Origin of the sequence: Roseovarius sp. TE539, assembly GCF_003298505.1 — a bacterium.
In the GTDB taxonomy this organism is placed as follows: domain Bacteria; phylum Pseudomonadota; class Alphaproteobacteria; order Rhodobacterales; family Rhodobacteraceae; genus Roseovarius.
Window position 1 is genome coordinate 45,470 of record NZ_QNGB01000018.1, and the last position, 20,780, is coordinate 66,249.

The following is a 20,780-nucleotide window of genomic DNA, read 5'->3' on the forward strand; positions in this document are numbered from 1 at the left end:
CAAAACTCTTTATACATAAGGGTTTATTAGTCACTCTGAATGTGCTATGCCTCGTCGGTAACAAACGGGTCAACCGGGCAAACCGGTGGCATGAGGCGGGACATGAGCGGACACTCCCTGACATCAAGCAGGCGACACACCCGGCTGGGCGTTTTTGTGGTGACGGCGTTTTGGCTTCTGGTGCTCGTGCCGCTCAGCGCGGCTTCGGCGCCCTACGCGGCCATGGTCATGGATGCGCGCAGCGGCGAGATCCTTCATAGCGAGAATGCGGATACACGTTTGCATCCAGCTTCGCTGACCAAGATGATGACCCTCTACATCGTGTTCGAGGCGGTCGAGAATGGCGAGATCGGCCTCGACGATCCGGTACGCATCTCGCGGCACGCGGCCAGCGAACCACCCAGCAAACTGGGATTGCGCGCCGGTCAGACGATCCGCCTGCGCTATCTCATCCGGGCCGCGGCCGTAAAATCGGCCAATGATGCGGCCACGGCGCTGGCCGAGGCGATCGAGGGATCGGAAGCCCGCTTCGCACGGCGCATGAATCGCACTGCCCGTGCAATGGGCATGAGCCGCACGACGTTTCGGAACGCCCACGGCCTGACGGAGAACGGACACCTCTCGACGGCGCATGACATGACAATCCTCGGTCGTCACGTCTTTTATGACTACCCGGATTATTACAATCTTTTCTCGCGCATCAGTGCCAATACCGGAATGGGCAAGGTCTATCACACGAATCGTAAACTGTTGCGCGCCTATCGTGGTGCCGACGGCATCAAGACCGGTTATACCCGTGCCGCCGGTTTCAACCTTGTGGCCAGCGCCGAGCGTGGGGGAGAACGGGTCATCGCCACGGTTTTCGGAGGCCGGTCCACCCGCACGCGCAACGCACGGGTAAAGGAACTTCTGGATCTTGGCTTTCGCGCCGCACCGTCACGCGTGGCGTTGCGCACCCCACCCCGCCCCCCCTACATGGGCCGGATCGGCAGCGGCAACGCACCGGGCGCCTTCGGCAGGAAGGTGCGGTTGACCGCGGCAGCAGCGGTACGAAAAAGCCTGCGTCCGCGCGCCCGTCCATTGCCGGAGCCGCCGGTGATCATCGCTGACAAGGCCGGGATCGAGAAGGCGCTGAACGCCGCACGGATTGAAACAGCCAAGGCCGATCCCGTGAAACCCGCCGCACGACCCGCCGACCTTGTCCGGGAGGCATCAAAGAGCAACGATACCCCTCGGATCGTGACACGGCTTTCTACTTCCGGCGGGCGGAACTGGGGGATCAACGTGGGCCGTTATGGCAGCCGTTATCAGGCCCGCAAAGTGCTGCTAGCCACCGCCCTGAACGAGATCACGACCCTCGACGGAGCATTGCGCAAGGTCAGCCAGAGCAAGGACGGATATGACGCCAATTTCATGGGCCTTACCCGCGAGAAGGCGGATCTGGCCTGTCGACGTCTTCAGGCAAAGAAGATCACCTGTTTCATGATACATCCCGGTGACGGCGCCTGAGCACAGGCCACCATCGGAACCCGGTATCGCCATGCCATTCCGTTTGACAGGAATATCCGTCCTTGGGCAGCCCGAAGGCACGGCCCCGCGCCGTGACCGGAACAAGCCGGCGCACCCTTCAGAGACACAGGCCGTGCCGCGATCAGGTTGTCGAGTTGGCAGGGACTACTGTTTTGGGTGATCGTCGTATTCGTCGCTCAGGATCCGTCGCGCATCTCCCTCGGGATCGTCGTATTGATCGGATCTCACCGTGTAGACGAAAAACAGCAGGCCAAGTCCGCCCAGGAACAGCGACACGGGGATCAGGAAAACGAGGACGTTCATTTCTGCCTACCTCAGTCTCAGGGCGTTGAGCGAAACCGTGATCGAACTGGCCGACATTGCCAGTGCCGCGATAAGCGGACTTGCGAGGCCGGCCACCGCCAATGGAACCGCAACTATATTGTAGACTGTCGCGATGCGAAAGTTCTCGCGGATGCGGCGTGTGGCCGCTCGTGCGGTATCGCACGCCGAGGCGATTGGCGAAACATCTCCCCCCAACAGAACGATATCGCTGGCCACCCGCGCGGCATCCAGCGCGGAAGCGGGCGAGATCGAGACATGCGCGGCCGCCAGCGCTGCGGTGTCGTTGAGACCGTCACCCACCATGAGGATCCGGCGTCCCTGGTCACGCAGGGCGGCGATCCGATCGGCCTTGTCCGCCGGCAATGCCTCGGCGAGCCAGCGCGTGATTCCAAGTCGTCCCGCCAGCATCTCGACCGCCGGTGTGGTATCACCCGACATGAGAATAACCTCCCGGCCACTGTCACGCAGGGCCGTCACGGCCTCGGCCGCACCTTCGCGGAGCCGATCGACAAAGGTGAAAGCGACCGGTGGCTCGTCGGCCCGCTGCAAAAAAGTCGCTGTTGCCTCCATGCCGTCCGCCCCCGTCCATCCTGCCCGCCCCAGGCGGACCTCCCGCCCTTCGTGGATGGCCTTGGTGCCATAGCCCGGTACCTCGGTCAGGTCGGTCACCGGGGCGGGCGCGATGCCGGCGGCGCGGGCGTTCCGGCTGATGGCTTGCGCCAGAGGATGTGACGATCCCTCGGCCAGCGCCAACGCCAACTCGACGTCGCGGCGCGGCAGATCCGACAGGTTCGAGGGGACGGGCGACCCCGAAGTCAGAGTGCCGGTCTTGTCGAACACGACAGTATCGACTTCCGCAAGCCGCTCCAGCGCGGTCTCGTGCTTGATAAGCATGCCGCGCCGGAAAAGCCGCCCGGAGGCGGCTGTCGTCACTGCAGGCACCGCGAGGCCAAGGGCACAGGGGCAGGTGATGATCAGCACGGCGGCGGCGATATTCAGCGCGGTACGCAAATCCCAAGTGGCCAGATACCAGCCTGCGAAAGCCAGCGCCGAAAGAATGTGGACCCCCGGCGCGTAAAGCTTCGCGGCCCTGTCGGCCAGCGAGGTGTAACGCGACCGTCCCGACTCGGCGATCGCAACCAGATCCGCCATTCGATGCAGAGAGGTGTCAGCGCCCACGGCGGTGGCCCGCACCGTGAGAGGCCCGGTCAGGTTCACTTCTCCCGCCGAAACCTCCTGCCCCTGCCCGGCGAAGACCGGCACCGTCTCCCCGGTAAGCAACGAGCGGTCGATCTCGGACGTGCCTTCGACAATCTCGCCATCCACGGGCATGCGCCCCCCCGGACGCACGCGAACCAGATCGCCGGGGCGTACATCCGCCACGTTCACCTCGTCCTCCACTCCGGAGCCGTCACCACGCAACAGCATGGCACGCGGCACCTCCAGCGCGGTCAGCTCCTCGGCGGCGGACCGGGCGATTGCGCGGGTGCGGTGATCCAGGTACCGGCCGGCCAGCAGAAAGAAGGTCAGGGCCAGAGCCGCATCGAAATAGGCGTGTTCTCCCGATAGCGACGTTTCCCACAAAGAGGTCACGATGGCCAGGACGATGGCCAGGGTGATCGGGACATCCATGTTGAGCTGCCGGCGCGACAACGCTGTCCAGGCATTGCGGAAGAAGGGCTGCCCCGAGAAAGCAATGGCCGGAAGCGCGATCGCCGCCGATATCCAGTGAAAAAGGTCGCGCGTCGGTCCTTCCGCCCCGGACCAGACCGAGACTGACAACAACATCACGTTCATCGAGGCGAAGCCGGCGACCGCAAGACGCATCAGAAGGTCGCGCCCTGCCCGGTTGGTCGCGGTCGCGTTGAGGGTGCCGGCATCCAGTTCGTGCGCCTCATAGCCCAGCCCCTGGACCAGATCCTGCATCTCCCGTGCCGTGACATCGGGCCCGGCGTCGATACTCGCGCGTTTCAACGTCAGGTTCACGCGTGCCGAATTGACCCGGGGGTCGGCGTTGAGCCCCTTTTCGATGCGGCTGATGCAGGCTGAACAATGGATTGTCGGAAGCGAAAGAGCGATCTGCGCGGTCGCCGATGGTGACGGGACGGCCGGATGTCCCGCCGCCGGTGCGGAAGCGCAGGCCGGGCAGGCCGACGGCGAAGGGCGCATGCCTGCAGTCATTCTCGCGATCTCACTCCTTGACCAGCACGACCCGTTGCTCGAATATCGTGCCATCGTCGGCCATTGCCTCGAGACGGATATTCCAGTTTCCGTCGCCAAGCGGCACCGGTGCCAGATAAGCCTTTCCGTCAAAACGGAAATCAGGGCGTACGTCCTCGGCCACATGTGTGGCCCGGCCAACTGTGGCATCCAGCGCCTTGACCTCGACAGGGCGGCCGTCGGGCCCCGTGATGGCCAAGGTCAGAAGGCCGCCGGAATGGCTAGCATCCACTGTCCAGCCCAGAGCTTCCTGCGCTTCACGACGTTCATCAAAAGTCTGGCTGGCGACATAGGAGTTCTTTACCTCAAGCCCCGGAAACGTGTTGACCGCCGAGTATGCAAGCAGGAGGTTGACCCCGATGATCACCGTGAAGGCCGCCGCGAAACCGAGGAAGACATGGCGGCCCGTGATCTTGCGTTCGCCCATCAGTTTGCCCTTCCGTTGAATACAGTGTCCTTGTAGGCGCGCTCGCCGCTCGAGATGTCTTCGATCCACAGGCGCACATCCGTGCGTTCCCGGTTGGCCGCGTCGGATCCGGGCGGAGCCTGAAGATAGACACGCTGATTGTACGTACTGTCGGGCGGCACGGTTACCGTTTCGTATGGGGTGCCTTCAAGCGTCACGCGCACCGCCGGGTCGCCCTTGACTGTCATGCGGAAGGGACGTTCCTCACCGTGCTTGTTGCGCAAGCGGACCTCGTAAGTGTTGCGGATCGTGCCATCGGCCATGGTCACGAAGGTCGGATTGCGAACCGGAGCAACGGTCATGTCGATGTCGGACCGGATGAAGAGCGCGAACAGAAGACCCACCCCCACGAGCGCCCAGAGCGACGTGTAGAGGATCGTCCGCGGACGCAGGATGTGCTTGATGATCGGTTTTGGCGGATGACCCGCGCGCTCGCGCTCTTCGTCGGTCAGCGCCATGTAGTCGATCAGGCCGCGCGGCTTGCCGATCTTGGCCATGATATCGTCACATGCATCGATGCACAGGGCGCAGGTGATGCATTCAAGCTGCTGACCATCACGGATGTCAATCCCGACCGGACACACGTTGACACAGGCCATGCAGTCGATGCAGTCACCCTGCTCGGCCCCGGCCTTGACCTCCTCTGAGTGCTTGCGCGGCTCGCCACGCCATTCACGATAGCCAACGGTCAGCGTATCCTCGTCCATCATCGCCGCCTGGATCCGCGGCCAGGGGCAGGCGTAGATGCAGATCTGTTCGCGTGCGAACCCACCGAACAGGAAGGTTGTGCCTGTCAGGATCGCGATGGTGGTGTAGGCGGCCGGATGCGCATCGAGCGTGAAGAGATCAACCAGAAGCGTCGGTGCATCGGTGAAATAGAACACCCATGCACCACCGGTGGCGACCGAGATCAAAAGCCACGTCGTCCATTTGGTCAGGCGCAGTCTTGCCTTGCGGAAATCCAGCTTTTTCTGGCGGTGAAGGCGCAATCGCGCATTTCGATCACCCTCAATCCAGCGCTCCACGAGGATGAAAAGATCGGTCCAGACCGTCTGTGGACAGGCATAGCCGCACCAGACCCGGCCAAGCGCCGAGGTGAACAGGAACAACCCAAGCCCCGCCATCACGAGCAGGCCGGCAATGAAGTAGAACTCGTGCGGCCAGATCTCGATCCAGAAGAAGAAGAAGCGACGGTTGGCAAGGTCCACAAGCACCGCCTGATCCGGCAGGTTGGGCCCGCGGTCCCAACGGATCCAGGGGGTCACATAGTAGATCCCGAGGGTGACGATCATGATCACCCACTTGAGATTTCGGAAACTGCCGCTCACCCGCTTCGGAAATACGGGTTCCCGCGCGGCATAAAGGCTTTCTGGCGTTTCAGGTTGGGATTGTGCCAACGGAATCACTCCGAATTTGCGCGTTCTGCTCGCGGTCTTGTCTCAGGTGCAGGTCCCGTGGACCTTGACATGCATCAAATTCTGACTCTGAAAATGATGTTATCAGTGACCTCGGTCGGCGCCAACGGATGACAACGCGCGCATTGTCGCGGCTTGTCCGCGCAGCCAGGCCGCGAAAGCCTTGGCCGGAGGGCGCAGGACCCCGGGCCGCGTGACAATGTGATATCCCGCCGTCCCGTCGTCACGAAACAGTTCCAGAAGACGCCCGGCCTCTATGTCCTGACGCACCCATTCATGCACTGTGACGGCCACGCCGTAACCGTTGCGCAACCCGTCCAGCAAGAGATTGCCCGGCACCTGCGTCAGACCGCCCTCGCGGTCACGGGTCACCCCCCTGCGGCGCAGCCAATCGCTTGATTCATTGGTCCCGAATTCCTGCAACCACGGCAGCCCGGTCAGGTCGGCGGGGTCGCTGACCTCACGATCGGCCACCAGCTCGGGGGCGGCCACCGCTATGATCGGGCTGCGGAAAAGCGGATGTGCATCCAGTCCCGCCCAGTCGCCGGTGCCGTAGCGTATCGCGATGTCCAGGCCGCCGGGTTCCAGTCGGACGATCTGTGGCGTCGGATCGATCATGAGGTCGATGCCCGGATGGGCCTGTTGAAACTCGGTCAGCCTCGGCATCAGCCAATGCGCGGCGAAGCTCGGCGTGGTCGAAACCTGCAGCGGGCGATCCGCATCGGCCCCGGTCAGTGCGTCGACAGTGCGGGCGATTGCCCCGAATCCCAGTTTCAAAGCCTCGGCAAGTTCGCGGCCTTCGGCGGTCAGCAACAATTGCCGGCCAGTCCTGTCAACAAGCCGTACACCCATGTGCGACTCGAGTGTCCTGACCTGCTGGCTGATTGCCGCATGGCTCACATTGAGCTGGACACCGGCAGCCACGGTCGACCCGGTTTCCGACAACGCGGCAAAGGCGCGAAGAGATGTCAGCGGCGGCAGGGAAAGCCAATCCATCGTGTAAACCAAACTTACATGTTTGAATTTTTCCTGAGTCGCAGGATGGCACGAATTTGTCCATATTCAAGCCAGAACGCAAATCAGGAAAGGAAACGCCATGATTGGGATTTTCGCAAATACTTTCAGAACCGCAACGGGCAGACATAATCCCGCCCGCTGGGATGCGCCGGCGCATTGGACAGGTGGAGAGCGCTTCGACAACCGCCGGAATGCCGAGTTGGAAGCTCATTTGACGGGCCGGCGCCGCGATTGATCCGGCACCCATCTCCCGGAGATTCGAGCGGCCCTCAGGTACCGGGGACGGCGCCACCCAAACCGGCCGTCCCCGTCTAGGCGGCAGGAGAATTCGGCCGCCGTTTCCGAGGCAATGATGGCCTCCTGACGCGGGTGTGACGCGGAAAGGTTCGGGCGGGCTTTCTCCGGCCCTGCGGGGTTGGCCCGGCCGGACCCTCAAGGCGCGGCGGCTCCCGGACCGCCGCGCCGTTTTTGACTCGGGACAGGCGAGACCTAGCTACGTCCGGATACCGCCGAACCGCGAACAGGAGATGGAAATTGACCGAAACGACGCCGCGCCAGGGTGCGCGCCTCAGGGACAGACCGGAATATCCCAGCAAACCACGCCCGTTGACCCGTGACCCGGATACAACGGTTGCGGAGGCGGTAACCGACATGTCGGCGAAAAGCTACGGCTGCGTCATCGTCACTGACAAGGAGTCGCGGGTTATCGGTGTCGTGACCGAAAGGGACATCATGAACAAGCTGGTCGCGACGGGACGCGATCCCGGTGAAACCAGACTGTCAGAGATCATGACGCGAGAGCCGCGCCTTGCAAAGGAAGATGACAATCTTCTCGACTGGTTGCGGATCATGTCGAACGAACGGTTTCGCCGGCTGCCTGTCGTGGATGACGAGGGACGGATCACGGCCATTTTCACCCAGGGTGATTTTGTCAGCTACACATGGCCAGACCTGATGGAACAGGCCCGCAGCCTTGCAAAAGCCACCGTGATCGGGAAGTTCCACTATTTCCTGATAGGTGGTGGCATCCTGATCTACGCGCTGGCGATGATCGTGGTGCTGAGCGTGGTCTGATCCTGATCAATTGAGACGGTCACCGGCCCTCCCCGTAAACGCGCGAACAGGTGGGAAAGGCCGGTGCCGGACCCGCGGACATGGAACTGCCCGCGGGTGTGGCGCAAGCGGGGCCTACTGGCCGCCGCCCAACTGGTGCACATAGGCCGTAACCGCGCGGATCTCGGCTTCACTCAGCCTGTCGGTCCAGGGCGGCATTACACCGAAACGGCTGTTGACGACGGTATGTTTCACGGTTTCGTAATCCCCGCCATAAAGCCAGATCGCATCGGTCAGGTTGGGGGCGCCCTGAAACTGGTCGCCGGTGCCGTCTTCCATGTGGCACGCCGCGCAATTGTCCAGATACACGCCTTCGCCCGCCTCTGCCATCGATGCGTCCTGCGGATCATAGCTGGGCGAAAGGGTCATCACGTAATTGACGACTTGCTCGATCTCCTGGTCGGACAGGATTTCGCCGAAGGCGGGCATCTGAGAGTAGCGCGCGTCGGGGTCATCCTCGTTCCGGATGCCGTGGGAGATGGTATAATGGATTTCCTCCATCGTCCCGCCCCAGAGCCAGGCGTTGTCAAGCAGGTTGGGATACCCCTTGGCGCCAGCCGCGCCCGATCCGTGGCACTGCGCGCACCACGTCTTGAACACCGCATCACCGGCCGATGACGCATAGCTTGCCAGTTCGGGCTTTTCAGGGATCTGTGCCAGCTCCGCCGACACCAGCCGCTGGTTGATCTCCGCATTTGCTGCCTCGGCCTCGGCGATGGACTCGGCCACGTTGGCACGGGTGGACCAGCCCATGTACCCCGAAGTCGCATCCTTGATGCCCGGCCACGCCGGATAGGCGATGGTGTACCAGATGCCCCAGATGATCGTGGCGTAAAAGACCCACAGCCACCAGCGCGGCAAGGGGTTGTTGAATTCCTGAATCCCGTCCCACTCGTGCCCTGTGGTTTCCGGTTCCTGTTTCTTGTTGGGTTGCTTTGCCATGTCTTACGCCTCCTTGGCGTCGGCTTCATCGTCGCCGGCGGGTTTGTCTTCATGACGGAAGGGAATGTTCGCCGGATTCTCGTAGGTCTTCGAGGCGCCGGGGCGGAAAACCCAGATTACGACGCCGATGAAGAACACGAAGAGAAAGAGCAGCATCCAGCTGTCGGCGAATTCGCGAAGCAGGGAATAGGTTTCCATGATCCGGCCCTCCTTCAGCGGCTTGCCACTGGCGTGAAGGTCGAGAAATCAACCAACGTGCCCAGCATCTGCAGGTAGGCGATGAGCGCATCCGCCTCGGAAATGCCGGGCGCGCCGTCGAAATTGCGCACCTGCGCCCCCGGATAACGTTCCAGCATGGCGTCAAAATCCCCGAACGGTTCGACCTGTACCTTGAAATCCGCCTTGGCGTTCTCGATCATCTCGTCTGTGTACGGCACACCGACCATGCGGTGGGTCTCCAGAAGATCCTCGATATGCTCGGGCTCGATGAGCCGGTCCTCCAGGTACCCGTACTTGGGCATCACCGATTCCGGCACCACCGACTGCGGATCACGCAGGTGATCGACATGCCACTCGTCCGAGTAGCGCCCGCCAACCCGCGCCAGATCCGGCCCGGTACGCTTGGATCCCCACTGGAACGGGTGGTCGTACTGCGATTCCGCCGCGAGAGAGTAATGCCCGTAACGCTCCACCTCGTCGCGCATGGGGCGCACCATCTGGCTGTGGCATACGTAGCATCCCTCGCGGATGTAGATGTCGCGCCCGGTCAGTTCGAGCGGGGAGTAGGGGCGCATGCCCTCCACATCCTCGATCGTGTTCTCGAGCCAGAACAAGGGTGCGATCTGCACGATACCGCCGATGGTGACCACGAGGAAGGCGAAGATCGTCAGAAGCGTGATGTTCTTCTCGAGTATCTTGTGTTTGTCCAGAATTGCCATTTCTCAGTCCCTCCTCTTACGCGGCCGGGACCGTGGAGTGGCTGCTTTCCACAGCCGGGCTCCGCCGGACGGTCATGTAAAGGTTGTAGCACATGATGATTGCACCGGTGATGTAGAGAACCCCGCCAAGACCGCGCACCACGTACATCGGGAACTTGGCCGCCACCGTGTCGGCAAAGGAGTTCACGAGGAAGCCGTTGGCATCCACCTCGCGCCACATCAGGCCCTCCATGATGCCGGTAACCCACATGGACGCGGCGTAGAGGATGATGCCGATAGTGGCGAGCCAGAAGTGCCAGCTGACCATGCTGAGGCTATAGAGCCGTTCGCGGTTCCACAGCTTCGGCACGAGGAAGTAGAGCGCACCGAAGGTGATCATCCCGTTCCAGCCAAGCGCACCCGAGTGCACGTGCCCGATCGTCCAGTCGGTGTAGTGCGACAAAGAGTTCACCGCGCGGATCGACATCATGGGCCCTTCGAAAGTCGACATGCCGTAGAACCCTACGGAAATCACCATCATGCGGATGATCGGATCGGTACGCAGCTTGTCCCACGCCCCCGAGAGGGTCATCAACCCGTTGATCATCCCGCCCCAGGACGGCATCCACAGAACGATCGAGAACACCATGCCGAGGGTCGAGGCCCAGTCGGGCAGCGCCGTGTAGTGCAGGTGGTGCGGACCGGCCCAGATGTAAATGAAGATCAGCGCCCAGAAATGGATGATGCTGAGCTTGTAGCTGTAGACCGGGCGTTCTGCCTGTTTCGGCACGAAGTAGTACATCATCCCGAGAAAGCCCGCGGTCAGGAAGAAGCCCACGGCGTTGTGCCCGTACCACCATTGCGTCATCGCATCCTGCACGCCCGAGAAGACCTGAACCGACTTGGACCCGAAGATCGAGACCGGGATGCTGAGATTGTTGACCACGTGCAGCATCGCGACGGTAATGATGAATGAAAGATAGAACCAGTTGGCCACGTAGATATGCGGCTCCTTGCGCTTGACGATAGTGCCAAGAAAGACCGCCAGATAGGCCAGCCACACAACTGTCAGCCACAGGTCCACGTACCATTCGGGTTCCGCGTATTCCTTGGATTGCGTCGCCCCGAGCAGATAGCCCGTCGCGGCCAGCACGATAACAAGCTGATAGCCCCAGAAGACGAACCACGCCAGGTTGCCCCCCCAGAGCCGCGCGGCGCTGGTGCGCTGCACGACGTAGAATGATGTGCAGATGAGCGCATTGCCCCCGAAAGCGAAAATCACCGCGCTGGTGTGAAGAGGCCGCAACCGGCCGAAATTCATGTATCCCTGCGCCCATTCGAAATTGAGATGCGGAAAGGCCAGCTGGAAGGCGATGAACGTGCCGGCAAGAAAGCCGACGACCCCCCACAACGCGGTTGCGATCACCCCCGCGCGGACAACCCCGTCCATGTATTCACCCGACATATCGACACTGGTGCCGGGTTCGTCGGTGTTGCGAAGCACCCACAGGAACATTCCTGCAGCCACCAGCGCCACCGTAAGCGCATTGACCAGATAGGCCAGATCCCGCGCGTAATTCGCCGCGATCAGTGCCAGAAGCGTGACCAAGCCTAGCACGATCAGCTTGAAGTAGTTCGTCATGTTGCGTCCCTTCGTCTCAATACCACACGACTCGCAGGTCGTGCGGCCGCTTTCAGACTGTGGCTGTTAATGGGCACTCGCCCCGAGCGTCGCCTTGATCTGCATCAACAGTTGGTCTCTCAATTCTTGACCGGTATCAATGCGGCAAATCATCTGTCCAGATTAACTGGTACCGATGAAACATATGCATAGGAGCGCGACCATGGCCTTTAATTCCCTCGTGTCGGTCCTGACCGACGAAAACCTTGTCGAAGAAGTGCTGACTCATGCCGTCGCGGCCGCGCGGGCACATGATGCGCATCTCGATGTGCTGTGCATGGGTGTCGACCGCACTCAGACCGGGTATTACTATGCCGGAGCCAGCGCGGTGGTGCTGGAAGAGACAATTTCCCGTGCCCGTCAGGAAGCGGACGAGATCGAGGCCGCGGCCCGCAAGATCTTGTCCGGCAGCGATATCCGCTGGGGTACTGAAAGCGGCATGAGCCAGATGATCGATCTTGGTCGGCATGTTGCCGGGCGGGCGCGTTATTCGGACCTTGCAATTCTGCCACAACCCTACGGCGAAGGGCGCGGCGCCGAGCTGGAGGCGGTAACCGAGGCCACGCTTTTCGAAGGGCATGCGCCGGCCCTCGTGCTGCCGGTCGGCGGAAGCGTGAACCCGGTTCCGAAACGCATAATGATCGGCTGGAACGAAAGCGTCGAGGCCCTGAGTTCCGTACGAGCCGCGCTTCCGCTCTTGCAACAGGCCGACGTGGTGCATGTGGTGGTGGTCGATCCACCCGCGCACGGGCCGGCCCGTTCGGATCCCGGCGGTCTGCTGTCGCAGTATCTTGCAAGGCACGGAGTCAAGGTCGAGATCGACGTCCTGAGCAAAACGCTTCCACGGGTGTCAGACGTCCTCAACCGGCATGGCGAAGACATGGAAGCCGACATGATCGTGATGGGTGCGTATGGTCATTCCCGCTTCCGCGAAGCGATCTTCGGCGGGGCCACGCGCTACATGCTCGAAGAGGCCGCTCTGCCGGTCTTCATGGCGCACTGACAGCAGCCACCGCACCATATGCACGCCAATGTGACTTGAACAATCCGGATCTGTGACGGACGCTCTGGATTGTGAAAACGGAATGCACGTGATGGCGGTGGCACGAAAACTGGCGGCCATGAGCCTGTTGCTTCTTGCCGTGGTCGTGGCACTTCCCGGCGCGGGGCGGGCGCAGGACCGGATGGAACTTCATCTGGTTCTGACTTTGGATGTGTCGGCCAGCGTCAACGACGAGGAATTCGATCTTCAGCGAACCGGGACCGCGCGGGCCTTCCGCGACCCGGCGGTGGCCTCGGCGGTCGCGCGGGCCCCGGGCGGCATCGCGGTCGCCATCGTGCAGTGGTCGAGCGTGACGCGCCAGGCGCTTGGCCTCGACTGGGTGCGCCTGCGCAGCCCGTCCGGCACAGCCGCTTATGCCGACACGGTCGCGGATATGCCCCGCAGGATACCGGGTGGCGGGACGATGATCCATTCCGGGCTGGAATTCGCGGCGCGAATGCTGGAAACCGCGCCGGGTACGGCGCGGCGGCAGGTGATCGACCTGTCCGGCAATGGCGAGGCCGATGACCTTGACCTGCTGCGCGAGATGCGCGACCGGCTGGTGCGGCAAGGCTTGGTGATCAACGCGCTGGCGATCGAGGAATTGAAATACCGCGATCTCACCAGCTATTTTCATGCGCATGTGATCGGCGGCAATGGTGCCTTCGTGATCACCGCGGAAGATTTCGAGGACGTGGCCATTGCCATGCGGATCAAGCTGCTGCGCGAGATCGCGGGGCCGCGTTTCTCCGGGGCCGCCCCCGGCGGCGCGCGGATGTCAGGCCCGCTTGATGATCCGGATCAGGAACAGCAGGATCACCGCGCCGATGGTAGCGTGTATGATGGCCCCGACGAAGCCCCCTCCTATGCTGAGGCCCAGCCTTGGCAATATGAGGCCCGCAACAAAGGCTCCGACAATGCCGAGGGCCATGTTTCCCAGAAGCCGGAACCCGATGCCCTTGACGATCAGGCTGGCAAGCCAGCCAGCCACGGCGCCGACAACCAGCATGATCAGAACGCTCTCGATACCCATCAAAGACCCCTGCAGTGACAAACGCGAGCGCAGGACCCTCCCGCGACCGCAGGCCGCAGGCCGCAGGCCGCAGCTTAACCGCCTTCGTCGCGGCTGTCACGAAAGAACGCCGCCGTCACTGTCATCGCCGGCTTCATCAAGCAGCCGGTCAAAGTCTGGCACGGTCACATGACGCTTGCCTTCGAGTTCGATGACGCCTTCCTTCTTGAGCGCTGAAATCTGGCGGCTCACGGTTTCGAGAGTTAAACCAAGATAATCGGCCATGGCTTCACGCGTAAGCGGAAGATCGAAAACGATTCTCCCACTTCCCCTCGCCATATTCAGCGCCACATCACGACGGGCGATGATCGCAAGCAGCGACGCGATTTTCTCACGGGCTGTCTTGCGGCCCAGTACCAGCATCCACTCGCGTGCGGCATCGAGTTCATCAAGCGTCATTTCCAGCAGGCGCTGCGCGATATGCGGTGTGCGCACCATCATGTCCTCGAACGGCTTCCTGCGGAAGCAGCACATGACAAGGTTGGTTGTCGCCACCACATCATAGGCCGCCGCTTTCCGCCCCGGTCGTCCGACGAAGTCACTCGGCAACAGCAGCCCGACCATCTGACGGCGGCCATCCTCCATCGTCTGGGTCAGCGTTGCGATACCGGACACCACGGATCCGACGAAATCCATCGGATCGCCCGACCAGACGATCGTCTGTCCGGCCTCGTAGTTGCGGTAGTATTTTATCTCCTCCAGAAGCCGGAGTTCATCCGCGTCACAGCGCGCGCACACTGCCCTGTGGCGTATTGGGCAATCGCTGCACCCTTCGTTCAGGGTAGGGAATTTTTCATTCAGCATCACGGTGCGCTTTGTATTTGATCTGCGTCAAGGCTGCGGAGACATTCGGTTTGTAGATCTAGGGTCATGATTACGAAAACACAACTGGCCAGACTGGGATTGTTCGACGCGAAAGTGCCGCGCTATACCAGCTATCCAACCGCGCCGCACTTTGGCAGTCATGTCAGATCAGGGCATTTTGCGCAATGGATTGAGGCGATTCCCGAAGGTTCGGGCATATCCTTGTATGTGCATGTGCCGTTCTGCCGCAGGCTTTGCTGGTTCTGCGCCTGCCGCACCCAAGGCACGCAAAGTGACCGGCCGGTGCGCGCTTACCTGGAAACCCTGAAGGCGGAGTTGGAGATGATCCGCGCACATCTGCCAAGGGATGTGCATCTGTCTCGGTTGCACTGGGGCGGCGGGACACCGACCTTGCTGACACCGGACATGATGGAAGACCTGGCCGGAGCGATCCGGGATGTCGCTCCTTTCACGGAGAATACTGAATTCTCGGTTGAAATCGACCCGAACGAGATTGACGGGCCGCGGCTTGATGCGCTCGCGGCCGCCGGGATGAATCGCGCCTCGATCGGTGTTCAGGATTTCGACGACCAGATCCAGCAGAGCATCGGACGCATCCAGGGTTATGACATCACCCGCGATGCCGTTAACGAGATCCGTGCCCGGGGCGTTGCAAGCCTGAATGCCGATATCCTCTATGGGTTGCCGTTTCAGACAAGGGAGAGGATAACCGAAAGCGTTCAGAAGCTTCTTTCGCTCAACCCGGACAGAGTTGCGCTTTATGGCTATGCACACGTGCCCTGGATGGCCAAGCGGCAGCAGATGATACCATCCGATTCGCTGCCGACACCCGAAGAACGGCTGGAGCTTTATGAAACCGCGCGGCGGCTGTTCCTTTGGGACAACTACGCCGAAATCGGGATTGATCACTTCGCCACTCAGGACGACGGTCTGACAATTGCCCAGAAGACGGGGCGGCTGCGCCGGAACTTCCAGGGCTACACCGACGACACCGCAGATGTGCTGATCGGGGTCGGCGCCTCCTCGATCTCGCGTTTTCCGCAAGGTTATGCCCAGAACGCACCGGCCACGGGTGCCCATACAGGCGCGATACGCGAAGGCCGGTTTTCAACCAGTCGCGGTCATGTCTTCACGGAAGAGGACAGGATGCGCGGCCGGATGATCGAGGCGCTGATGTGCGATTTTCGCATCGACGTTGCGGATCTTCGCGATAATCTCGGGGTTTCTGAGGAAACGGTCCGGACAATCCTGCGCAGGACGGCCGATGATTTCCCGGGCCTGTTGACGCTGGATGCGGATAGCCTCTTCGTGCCACCTCAAGCCCGGCCGCTCACACGGATGATCGCCCGCAGCATCGACGCCTACGAGTTGAGTACCGCCGGCCACAGCTCCGCGATCTAGACGCGGCGCCCGATGCGCATCACCAGCTTCAACCTCCAGAACCTGCGGCTCCGCGGCGGCAGCAACCTGGATGGGGCGCGCGATTCCGATACCGGCGAAACCGCCGATCCGGCGCTGGACCGGATGGACCGGGAACTGACGGCACAGGTGATCGGCAACATGAAGTCCGATGTGCTGGCTTTGCAGGAAGTGTTCGACCGGGCTACCCTGGATCACTTCCATGACAATTTCCTGCTCCCGGCCGGCGTCAGGGCCTATCCATGGCGGCACTGCAGTCACGGCAATGACGGGCGAGGTCTGGACATTGCGCTGCTGAGCCGTATCGCACCGCTGGAGGTTGCAGGCCACGCCGGGCTCCGGGCGGCCGATATCGGCCTGCGCGGCGACCCCGAAAAACCTGTATTCCGGCGCGATTGCCTGAGGGTGGAATTTGCAGGCGTCACGCTTTTCCTGTGCCACTTCAAGGCCCCCTACCCCGATCCAGCATCGGCCTGGGCGGCGCGCAGGCTGGAGGCTCGGGCGGTAAGGCGCCTTGTCGAGAGGCGCTTCACCGATCCTGCATCCGCGACATGGCTGATCGCCGGCGATCTCAACGAACCGTGGAAGCCGGATGCCAACCCGGCATCGGCCCCGCTCCTTGCACCGTTTTCAGTGGATCTGATGGCCCGGATCAAGGAGCAGAACCGCTGGTCCTATTACGACCGTTGGGCGGACCGTTACGCGATGCCCGATGCGTTCCTCGCAAGTCCGGCGCTGGCCCGGGCCTTTCCGAGGGCCATTCCGGAAATTCATCGCGAGGGGCTGGAGCGCGCGGCACGGCGCCATTCCGGTATCCATCTGCCAAGCGTCGGAAGCCACCGTCCGCACGCCAGCGATCATGCGGGCGTGGTTGTGGAATTCGCCGGCCTCTGAATGTGTTCACCCTGTGGGATCAAGCGCGGCACTCAGGAGCGTGCGGGCATATTCGGTCTTCGGCGCGGTGAAAATGTCTTCTGAGGGTCCGGCCTCGATCACGTCACCGCCCTTCATGACCATGATCTTGTGGCTCATGGCGCGCACGACATTGAGGTCATGACTGATAAAGAGGTAGGCCAGCCCGTACTTGACCTGCAACCGCCTGAGAAGGTCGACGATCTGAACCTGCACCGTCATGTCCAGCGCGCTGGTGGGTTCATCCAGCACCAGCAGCCGCGGGCGCAGGATCATCGCGCGCGCGATGGCGATCCTTTGGCGTTGTCCGCCGGAAAACTCGTGCGGGTAACGGTCCATCGTGGCGGGAGTCAACTCCACCTCTTCCATCACCTCGGCCACCAGTTCACGCAGGTGCCGGTCATCAGGCTTTCCATGTACGCCCAGCCCCTCGGCAATGATCTGTTCACAGGTCATGCGCGGGCTGAGGCTGCCGAAAGGATCCTGGAAAACGATCTGCATGTCCCGACGGTGCCGGCGCAAGGCGCGGGTGGACCACTTGTTCACGTCCTGCCCGTCGAATGTGATCCGTCCCTGTGACCCGATCAGACGCATGATCGCCAACGCCAGCGTCGTCTTTCCCGAACCGGATTCACCCACGACCCCGAGGGTTTCGCCGGCCCGCACGTTCATCGTGGCGTCATTGACGGCCTTTACATGCCCGACCGTGCGGCGCAGGAACCCACGCTGGATCGGAAACCAGACCCTCAAGCCTTCGGTCTGCACCACGACCGGCGCGTCACCCGGCACCGGGTCAGGGCCGCCCGTGGCACGCGCGTCCAGAAGCTTGCGGGTGTAGGCATGTTCGGGCTGCCGGAAAATCCGGGATGTAGGACCCGCTTCAACGATTTCACCGTCCTTCATGACGCAAACCCTGTCGGCAATGCGCTGCACGATGCCCAGATCATGGGTTATGAAGAGAAGCCCCATGTTCTCTTCCCGTTTGAGTTCGGCCAGCAGTTCAAGGATCTGGGCCTGAATTGTGACGTCAAGCGCGGTCGTGGGTTCATCGGCGATCAGGATATCGGGCTTGTTGGCCAGCGCCATGGCAATCATCACGCGTTGCCGCTGCCCGCCGCTGAGCTGATGCGGATAGGCGCCCAACCTGCTTTCGGGATCACGAATGCCGACCCGTTCAAGCAACGAGATGATGCGCCCTCTTGCCTCGTCACCCGTCAGGCCCTGGTGCAGTTCCAGGCTTTCCGTGATCTGCTTTTCCAGCGTGTGGAGGGGATTGAGCGATGTCATCGGCTCCTGGAAGATGAAGCTGATGTCATTGCCCCTCACCCTGCGCAACACCTTGTTCTCGGCGCCGATCATCTGCGCTCCGCTGAATGTCACACTGCCCGAAACCTGCGCGGCCGCCCCCAGAAGCGACACCGTGGACAGCGCGGTGACCGATTTCCCCGATCCCGATTCCCCGACCAGCGCCACCGTCTCGCCGCGGTTCACCGAAAAGGACACGCCACGCACGCAAGGGACCAGCTCACCGTCCTGTCGGAAGCCGATATTCAGGTTCTGAACATCAAGCAGGCTCATTCGAAAGTCTTCCTGGGATCGAAGGCGTCACGCACGCCCTCGAAGATGAACACCAGCAGCGACAGCATGATCGCGAAGGCGAAGAACGCGGTAAAGGCCAGCCACGGCGCCTGAAGGTTCTGCTTTGCCTGCAGCGTCAGCTCCCCGAGCGAGGGCGAGGAAGACGGCAGACCGAAGCCCAGGAAATCGAGCCCCGCCAGCAACGAGATCGTGCCGGTGATCACGAAAGGCAGCATTGTCAACGTTGCCACCATCGCATTGGGCAGCATGTGGCGGAACATGATCGTCAGATTGGACACACCCAATGCCTTGGCCGCACGAACATATTCCAGGTTGCGCGCGCGCAGGAATTCGGCCCGCACCACGCCGACCAGCGCCATCCATCCGAAAAGCACCGTGATCACGACCAGAAGCCAGAAACTTCGCGGCAGGATCGCGAAAAGGATGATGATCACGTAGATCTGGGGCGTTGCCGCCCATATCTCGATTATGCGCTGGAAAATGAGATCCAACCACCCGCCGAAATATCCCTGGATCGCCCCGGCGAATATGCCGATCGCCGAGGACAGCGCGGTCACGATCAGCGTGAACAGGACCGATAGACGAAACCCGTAGATCACCCGTGCAAGCACGTCGCGCTTGGTATCGTCCGTGCCAAGCCAGTTCTGCTCGTTGGGGGGCAGTGGCGCGGCTCCGGAACGGTCGACAGAGGTGTCGAAACTGTACGGAATGGGCGGCCAGAGCGTCCAGCCTTTCTCGATCTCCGATCCGTTGACGACGCCATCCCCAGCATCTGCGATCACCCCCCCGGGATCATCGAAACAGATGTCCAGCCCCCCCGAGACGATGAGGCATTCCACTTCCGGGTCACGGTAGATCGCCTCTGTCTCGAAATCGCCGCCAAAGGCCGTCTCGGGATAGAAGCTGAAGACCGGGGTGAAATATTCGCCGCGATACTGCACCAGTATCGGCCGGTCATTGGCCACGAACTCGGCGAAGAGGGATATCGTGAACAGGATCGAGAACACGATCAGCGACCAGAAGGCACGCCGGTTGCGGCGGAAGTTGCGCCAGCGCCGGCGATTGAGAGGCGACAGCCGGATCATGCCGCGCCACCTTCATCTTTCCCGAAATACTCCGGGGGAGGCGCGCCGGAGGCGCGGCGGGGGCAGCGCCCCCTGTCGTGGCTGACGCGGAAAGCGGCGCTCGTCACGTCAGCCCTCCCGCTTCTCGAAATCGATCCGCGGATCGACAAGAACATACATCAGGTCCGACAGGATGTTGACCAGCAACCCGATCAATCCGAACAGGAAGAGCGTCCCGAACATCACCGGGTAATCCCGCCCCACCGCGGCCTCGAATCCCAGCCGCCCGAGACCGTCAAGCGAGAAGATCGTTTCGATCAGGACCGAGCCGCCGAAGAATATGCCGATGAATACTGCCGGGAAACCCGCGATGACGATCAGCATCGCGTTGCGGAACACATGCCCGTAAAGCACCCGTTTTTCCGAAAGGCCCTTGGCGCGGGCCGTCATCACGTAATGCTTCTTGATCTCGTCGAGAAAGGAATTCTTGGTGAGCAGTGTCAGCGTCGCGAAGGCGGCGATGGTGGAGGCAAGCACCGGCAGGGTGATGTGCCAGAAATAATCGACGATCTTTCCGGCAATCGTGAGATCCTCGAAATTGTCGGATGTGAGCCCGCGCAACGGAAACAGTTGCCAGTAACTTCCCCCGGCGAAAAGCACGAGAAGCATGATCGCGAACAGAAAGGACGGGATGGCGTATGCGACAATGATTGCGCCGCTCGTCCAGGTGTCGAATGGGGCGCCGTCATGCACCGCCTTGCGGATGCCCAGCGGAATCGAGATCAGGTAGGCGATAAGCGTTGACCACAAACCGAGACTGATCGAGACCGGCATCTTTTCCAGCACCAGATCGGTCACTTCGATCTTGCGGAAATAGCTCTCGCCGAAGTCGAAGCGCATGTAGTTCCACATCATGTTCAGGAACCGCTCGAACGGCGGCTTGTCCAGGCCGAACTGCCTTTCGAGATCCTCGATCAGTTCCGGCGGCAGCCCCCGCGCGCCGAGGTATTTCTCGTTGCCCGCGCTCGCCGACTCCTGCCCGGCATCATTGCCTGAGCCGGCAAAGCCTTCGAAGACATCGCCCTGGCCCTGCATGTTGGCGATCACCTGTTCGACGGGACCGCCCGGAACGAACTGCACAAGCACGAAATTGATGATCATGATCCCCAGAAGCGTGGGGATGATCAGCAAGATCCGTCTCAGGATGTATGCCCCCATGCGG

At 61.7% G+C, this 20,780-nt stretch carries 19 protein-coding genes and 1 pseudogene; 6 read left to right on the forward strand and 14 right to left on the reverse strand.

The genetic code is table 11. The features are described from left to right. The first annotated feature begins 102 nt into the window (after positions 1–102). Complete coding sequence (locus DQW77_RS12125) at positions 103–1,509, forward strand: D-alanyl-D-alanine carboxypeptidase family protein (RefSeq protein ID WP_181711256.1); 1,407 nt, start codon at positions 103–105, stop codon at positions 1,507–1,509. 165 nt (positions 1,510–1,674) lie between these two features. Here the strand turns inward: DQW77_RS12125 and ccoS are convergent, their stop codons facing one another. The 5 genes from ccoS to DQW77_RS12150 form a co-directional block, all read right to left on the reverse strand. Next, positions 1,675–1,833: a cbb3-type cytochrome oxidase assembly protein CcoS gene (ccoS, locus tag DQW77_RS12130; RefSeq protein ID WP_113258491.1), complete on the reverse strand. Its 159-nt coding sequence runs from the start codon at positions 1,831–1,833 to the stop codon at positions 1,675–1,677. Between the two features lie 6 nt (positions 1,834–1,839). After that, a complete protein-coding gene (locus tag DQW77_RS12135) occupies positions 1,840–4,035 on the reverse strand; it encodes a heavy metal translocating P-type ATPase (protein WP_113258492.1) in 2,196 nt (731 codons plus the stop codon). Between the two features lie 10 nt (positions 4,036–4,045). Further along, the gene (locus DQW77_RS12140; protein WP_181711257.1) at positions 4,046–4,501 is read right to left on the reverse strand and encodes a FixH family protein; all 456 of its coding nucleotides are present in this window, start codon (positions 4,499–4,501) and stop codon (positions 4,046–4,048) included. Further along, positions 4,501–5,937, reverse strand: a complete 1,437-nt coding sequence (gene ccoG, locus DQW77_RS12145; protein ID WP_404947936.1) for a cytochrome c oxidase accessory protein CcoG — start codon at positions 5,935–5,937, stop codon at positions 4,501–4,503. Before ccoG ends, DQW77_RS12140 begins: the two co-directional genes overlap by 1 nt. Before the next feature lie 102 nt (positions 5,938–6,039). Next, complete coding sequence (locus tag DQW77_RS12150; protein ID WP_113258493.1) at positions 6,040–6,951, reverse strand: LysR family transcriptional regulator; 912 nt, start codon at positions 6,949–6,951, stop codon at positions 6,040–6,042. Positions 6,952–7,506: 555 nt separating this feature from the next. On the opposite strand from DQW77_RS12150, the gene DQW77_RS12155 reads away from it, so the two are divergent. After that, positions 7,507–8,046: a CBS domain-containing protein gene (locus DQW77_RS12155; RefSeq protein ID WP_113258494.1), complete on the forward strand. Its 540-nt coding sequence runs from the start codon at positions 7,507–7,509 to the stop codon at positions 8,044–8,046. Between the two features lie 114 nt (positions 8,047–8,160). On the opposite strand, the gene ccoP is transcribed toward DQW77_RS12155, so the two are convergent. Genes ccoP through ccoN form a run of 4 tightly spaced genes read right to left on the reverse strand, consistent with a single transcriptional unit; the run spans position 8,161 to position 11,586 of the window. Next, positions 8,161–9,027: a cytochrome-c oxidase, cbb3-type subunit III gene (gene ccoP / locus DQW77_RS12160; protein WP_113258495.1), complete on the reverse strand. Its 867-nt coding sequence runs from the start codon at positions 9,025–9,027 to the stop codon at positions 8,161–8,163. Positions 9,028–9,030: 3 nt separating this feature from the next. Beyond that, on the reverse strand, positions 9,031–9,225 hold the full coding sequence (locus DQW77_RS12165) for a cbb3-type cytochrome c oxidase subunit 3 (RefSeq protein ID WP_113258496.1): 195 nt from the start codon (positions 9,223–9,225) through the stop codon (positions 9,031–9,033). 14 nt (positions 9,226–9,239) lie between these two features. After that, complete coding sequence (gene ccoO, locus DQW77_RS12170; RefSeq protein ID WP_113258497.1) at positions 9,240–9,965, reverse strand: cytochrome-c oxidase, cbb3-type subunit II; 726 nt, start codon at positions 9,963–9,965, stop codon at positions 9,240–9,242. Positions 9,966–9,981: 16 nt separating this feature from the next. Beyond that, positions 9,982–11,586, reverse strand: coding sequence for a cytochrome-c oxidase, cbb3-type subunit I (gene ccoN / locus DQW77_RS12175; RefSeq protein ID WP_113258498.1), 1,605 nt, complete (start codon positions 11,584–11,586; stop codon positions 9,982–9,984). A gap of 202 nt (positions 11,587–11,788) precedes the next feature. On the opposite strand from ccoN, the gene DQW77_RS12180 reads away from it, so the two are divergent. Beyond that, complete coding sequence (locus tag DQW77_RS12180) at positions 11,789–12,628, forward strand: universal stress protein (protein ID WP_113258499.1); 840 nt, start codon at positions 11,789–11,791, stop codon at positions 12,626–12,628. Between the two features lie 181 nt (positions 12,629–12,809). Further along, positions 12,810–13,394 (forward strand): annotated as a pseudogene (locus DQW77_RS18530) (DUF1194 domain-containing protein); the annotation flags it as partial. Positions 13,395–13,445: 51 nt separating this feature from the next. Here DQW77_RS18530 and DQW77_RS18235 read toward each other — a convergent pair. Together DQW77_RS18235 and fnrL are read right to left on the reverse strand one after the other, a co-directional pair. Further along, positions 13,446–13,700, reverse strand: coding sequence for a GlsB/YeaQ/YmgE family stress response membrane protein (locus tag DQW77_RS18235; RefSeq protein ID WP_181711258.1), 255 nt, complete (start codon positions 13,698–13,700; stop codon positions 13,446–13,448). A 96-nt stretch (positions 13,701–13,796) separates the two neighbouring features. After that, on the reverse strand, positions 13,797–14,543 hold the full coding sequence (gene fnrL / locus DQW77_RS12190) for a transcriptional regulator FnrL (protein ID WP_113258501.1): 747 nt from the start codon (positions 14,541–14,543) through the stop codon (positions 13,797–13,799). A gap of 66 nt (positions 14,544–14,609) precedes the next feature. Here fnrL and hemN point away from each other — a divergent pair, with 66 nt between their 5' ends. Together hemN and DQW77_RS12200 are read left to right on the forward strand one after the other, a co-directional pair. Then, positions 14,610–15,965: an oxygen-independent coproporphyrinogen III oxidase gene (gene hemN / locus DQW77_RS12195; RefSeq protein ID WP_113258502.1), complete on the forward strand. Its 1,356-nt coding sequence runs from the start codon at positions 14,610–14,612 to the stop codon at positions 15,963–15,965. A 12-nt stretch (positions 15,966–15,977) separates the two neighbouring features. Continuing rightward, positions 15,978–16,877, forward strand: coding sequence for an endonuclease/exonuclease/phosphatase family protein (locus tag DQW77_RS12200; protein WP_113258503.1), 900 nt, complete (start codon positions 15,978–15,980; stop codon positions 16,875–16,877). A 6-nt stretch (positions 16,878–16,883) separates the two neighbouring features. Here the strand turns inward: DQW77_RS12200 and DQW77_RS12205 are convergent, their stop codons facing one another. The 3 genes from DQW77_RS12205 to DQW77_RS12215 form a co-directional block, all read right to left on the reverse strand. Continuing rightward, positions 16,884–18,473, reverse strand: a complete 1,590-nt coding sequence (locus DQW77_RS12205; RefSeq protein WP_113258504.1) for an ABC transporter ATP-binding protein — start codon at positions 18,471–18,473, stop codon at positions 16,884–16,886. Continuing rightward, entirely contained in the window at positions 18,470–19,579 is a 1,110-nt protein-coding gene (locus tag DQW77_RS12210) for an ABC transporter permease (protein WP_113258505.1), read from the reverse strand. The genes DQW77_RS12205 and DQW77_RS12210 overlap by 4 nt, the downstream gene beginning before the upstream one ends. A gap of 108 nt (positions 19,580–19,687) precedes the next feature. Continuing rightward, entirely contained in the window at positions 19,688–20,776 is a 1,089-nt protein-coding gene (locus tag DQW77_RS12215) for a microcin C ABC transporter permease YejB (protein WP_113258506.1), read from the reverse strand. Positions 20,777–20,780: the final 4 nt, after the last annotated feature.

What these genes read in the sequence shown, in the direction of transcription:
- DQW77_RS12125 (WP_181711256.1), top strand. Translation starts at nt 103, where the DNA reads ATGAGCGGACACTCCCTGACATCAAGCAGGCGACACACCCGGCTGGGC.
- ccoS (WP_113258491.1), bottom strand. Translation starts at nt 1,833, where the DNA reads ATGAACGTCCTCGTTTTCCTGATCCCCGTGTCGCTGTTCCTGGGCGGA.
- DQW77_RS12135 (WP_113258492.1), bottom strand. Translation starts at nt 4,035, where the DNA reads ATGACTGCAGGCATGCGCCCTTCGCCGTCGGCCTGCCCGGCCTGCGCT.
- DQW77_RS12140 (WP_181711257.1), bottom strand. Translation starts at nt 4,501, where the DNA reads ATGGGCGAACGCAAGATCACGGGCCGCCATGTCTTCCTCGGTTTCGCG.
- DQW77_RS12150 (WP_113258493.1), bottom strand. Translation starts at nt 6,951, where the DNA reads ATGGATTGGCTTTCCCTGCCGCCGCTGACATCTCTTCGCGCCTTTGCC.
- ccoP (WP_113258495.1), bottom strand. Translation starts at nt 9,027, where the DNA reads ATGGCAAAGCAACCCAACAAGAAACAGGAACCGGAAACCACAGGGCAC.
- DQW77_RS12165 (WP_113258496.1), bottom strand. Translation starts at nt 9,225, where the DNA reads ATGGAAACCTATTCCCTGCTTCGCGAATTCGCCGACAGCTGGATGCTG.
- ccoO (WP_113258497.1), bottom strand. Translation starts at nt 9,965, where the DNA reads ATGGCAATTCTGGACAAACACAAGATACTCGAGAAGAACATCACGCTT.
- ccoN (WP_113258498.1), bottom strand. Translation starts at nt 11,586, where the DNA reads ATGACGAACTACTTCAAGCTGATCGTGCTAGGCTTGGTCACGCTTCTG.
- DQW77_RS12180 (WP_113258499.1), top strand. Translation starts at nt 11,789, where the DNA reads ATGGCCTTTAATTCCCTCGTGTCGGTCCTGACCGACGAAAACCTTGTC.
- DQW77_RS18235 (WP_181711258.1), bottom strand. Translation starts at nt 13,700, where the DNA reads ATGGGTATCGAGAGCGTTCTGATCATGCTGGTTGTCGGCGCCGTGGCT.
- fnrL (WP_113258501.1), bottom strand. Translation starts at nt 14,543, where the DNA reads ATGCTGAATGAAAAATTCCCTACCCTGAACGAAGGGTGCAGCGATTGC.
- hemN (WP_113258502.1), top strand. Translation starts at nt 14,610, where the DNA reads ATGATTACGAAAACACAACTGGCCAGACTGGGATTGTTCGACGCGAAA.
- DQW77_RS12200 (WP_113258503.1), top strand. Translation starts at nt 15,978, where the DNA reads ATGCGCATCACCAGCTTCAACCTCCAGAACCTGCGGCTCCGCGGCGGC.
- DQW77_RS12205 (WP_113258504.1), bottom strand. Translation starts at nt 18,473, where the DNA reads ATGAGCCTGCTTGATGTTCAGAACCTGAATATCGGCTTCCGACAGGAC.
- DQW77_RS12210 (WP_113258505.1), bottom strand. Translation starts at nt 19,579, where the DNA reads ATGATCCGGCTGTCGCCTCTCAATCGCCGGCGCTGGCGCAACTTCCGC.
- DQW77_RS12215 (WP_113258506.1), bottom strand. Translation starts at nt 20,776, where the DNA reads ATGGGGGCATACATCCTGAGACGGATCTTGCTGATCATCCCCACGCTT.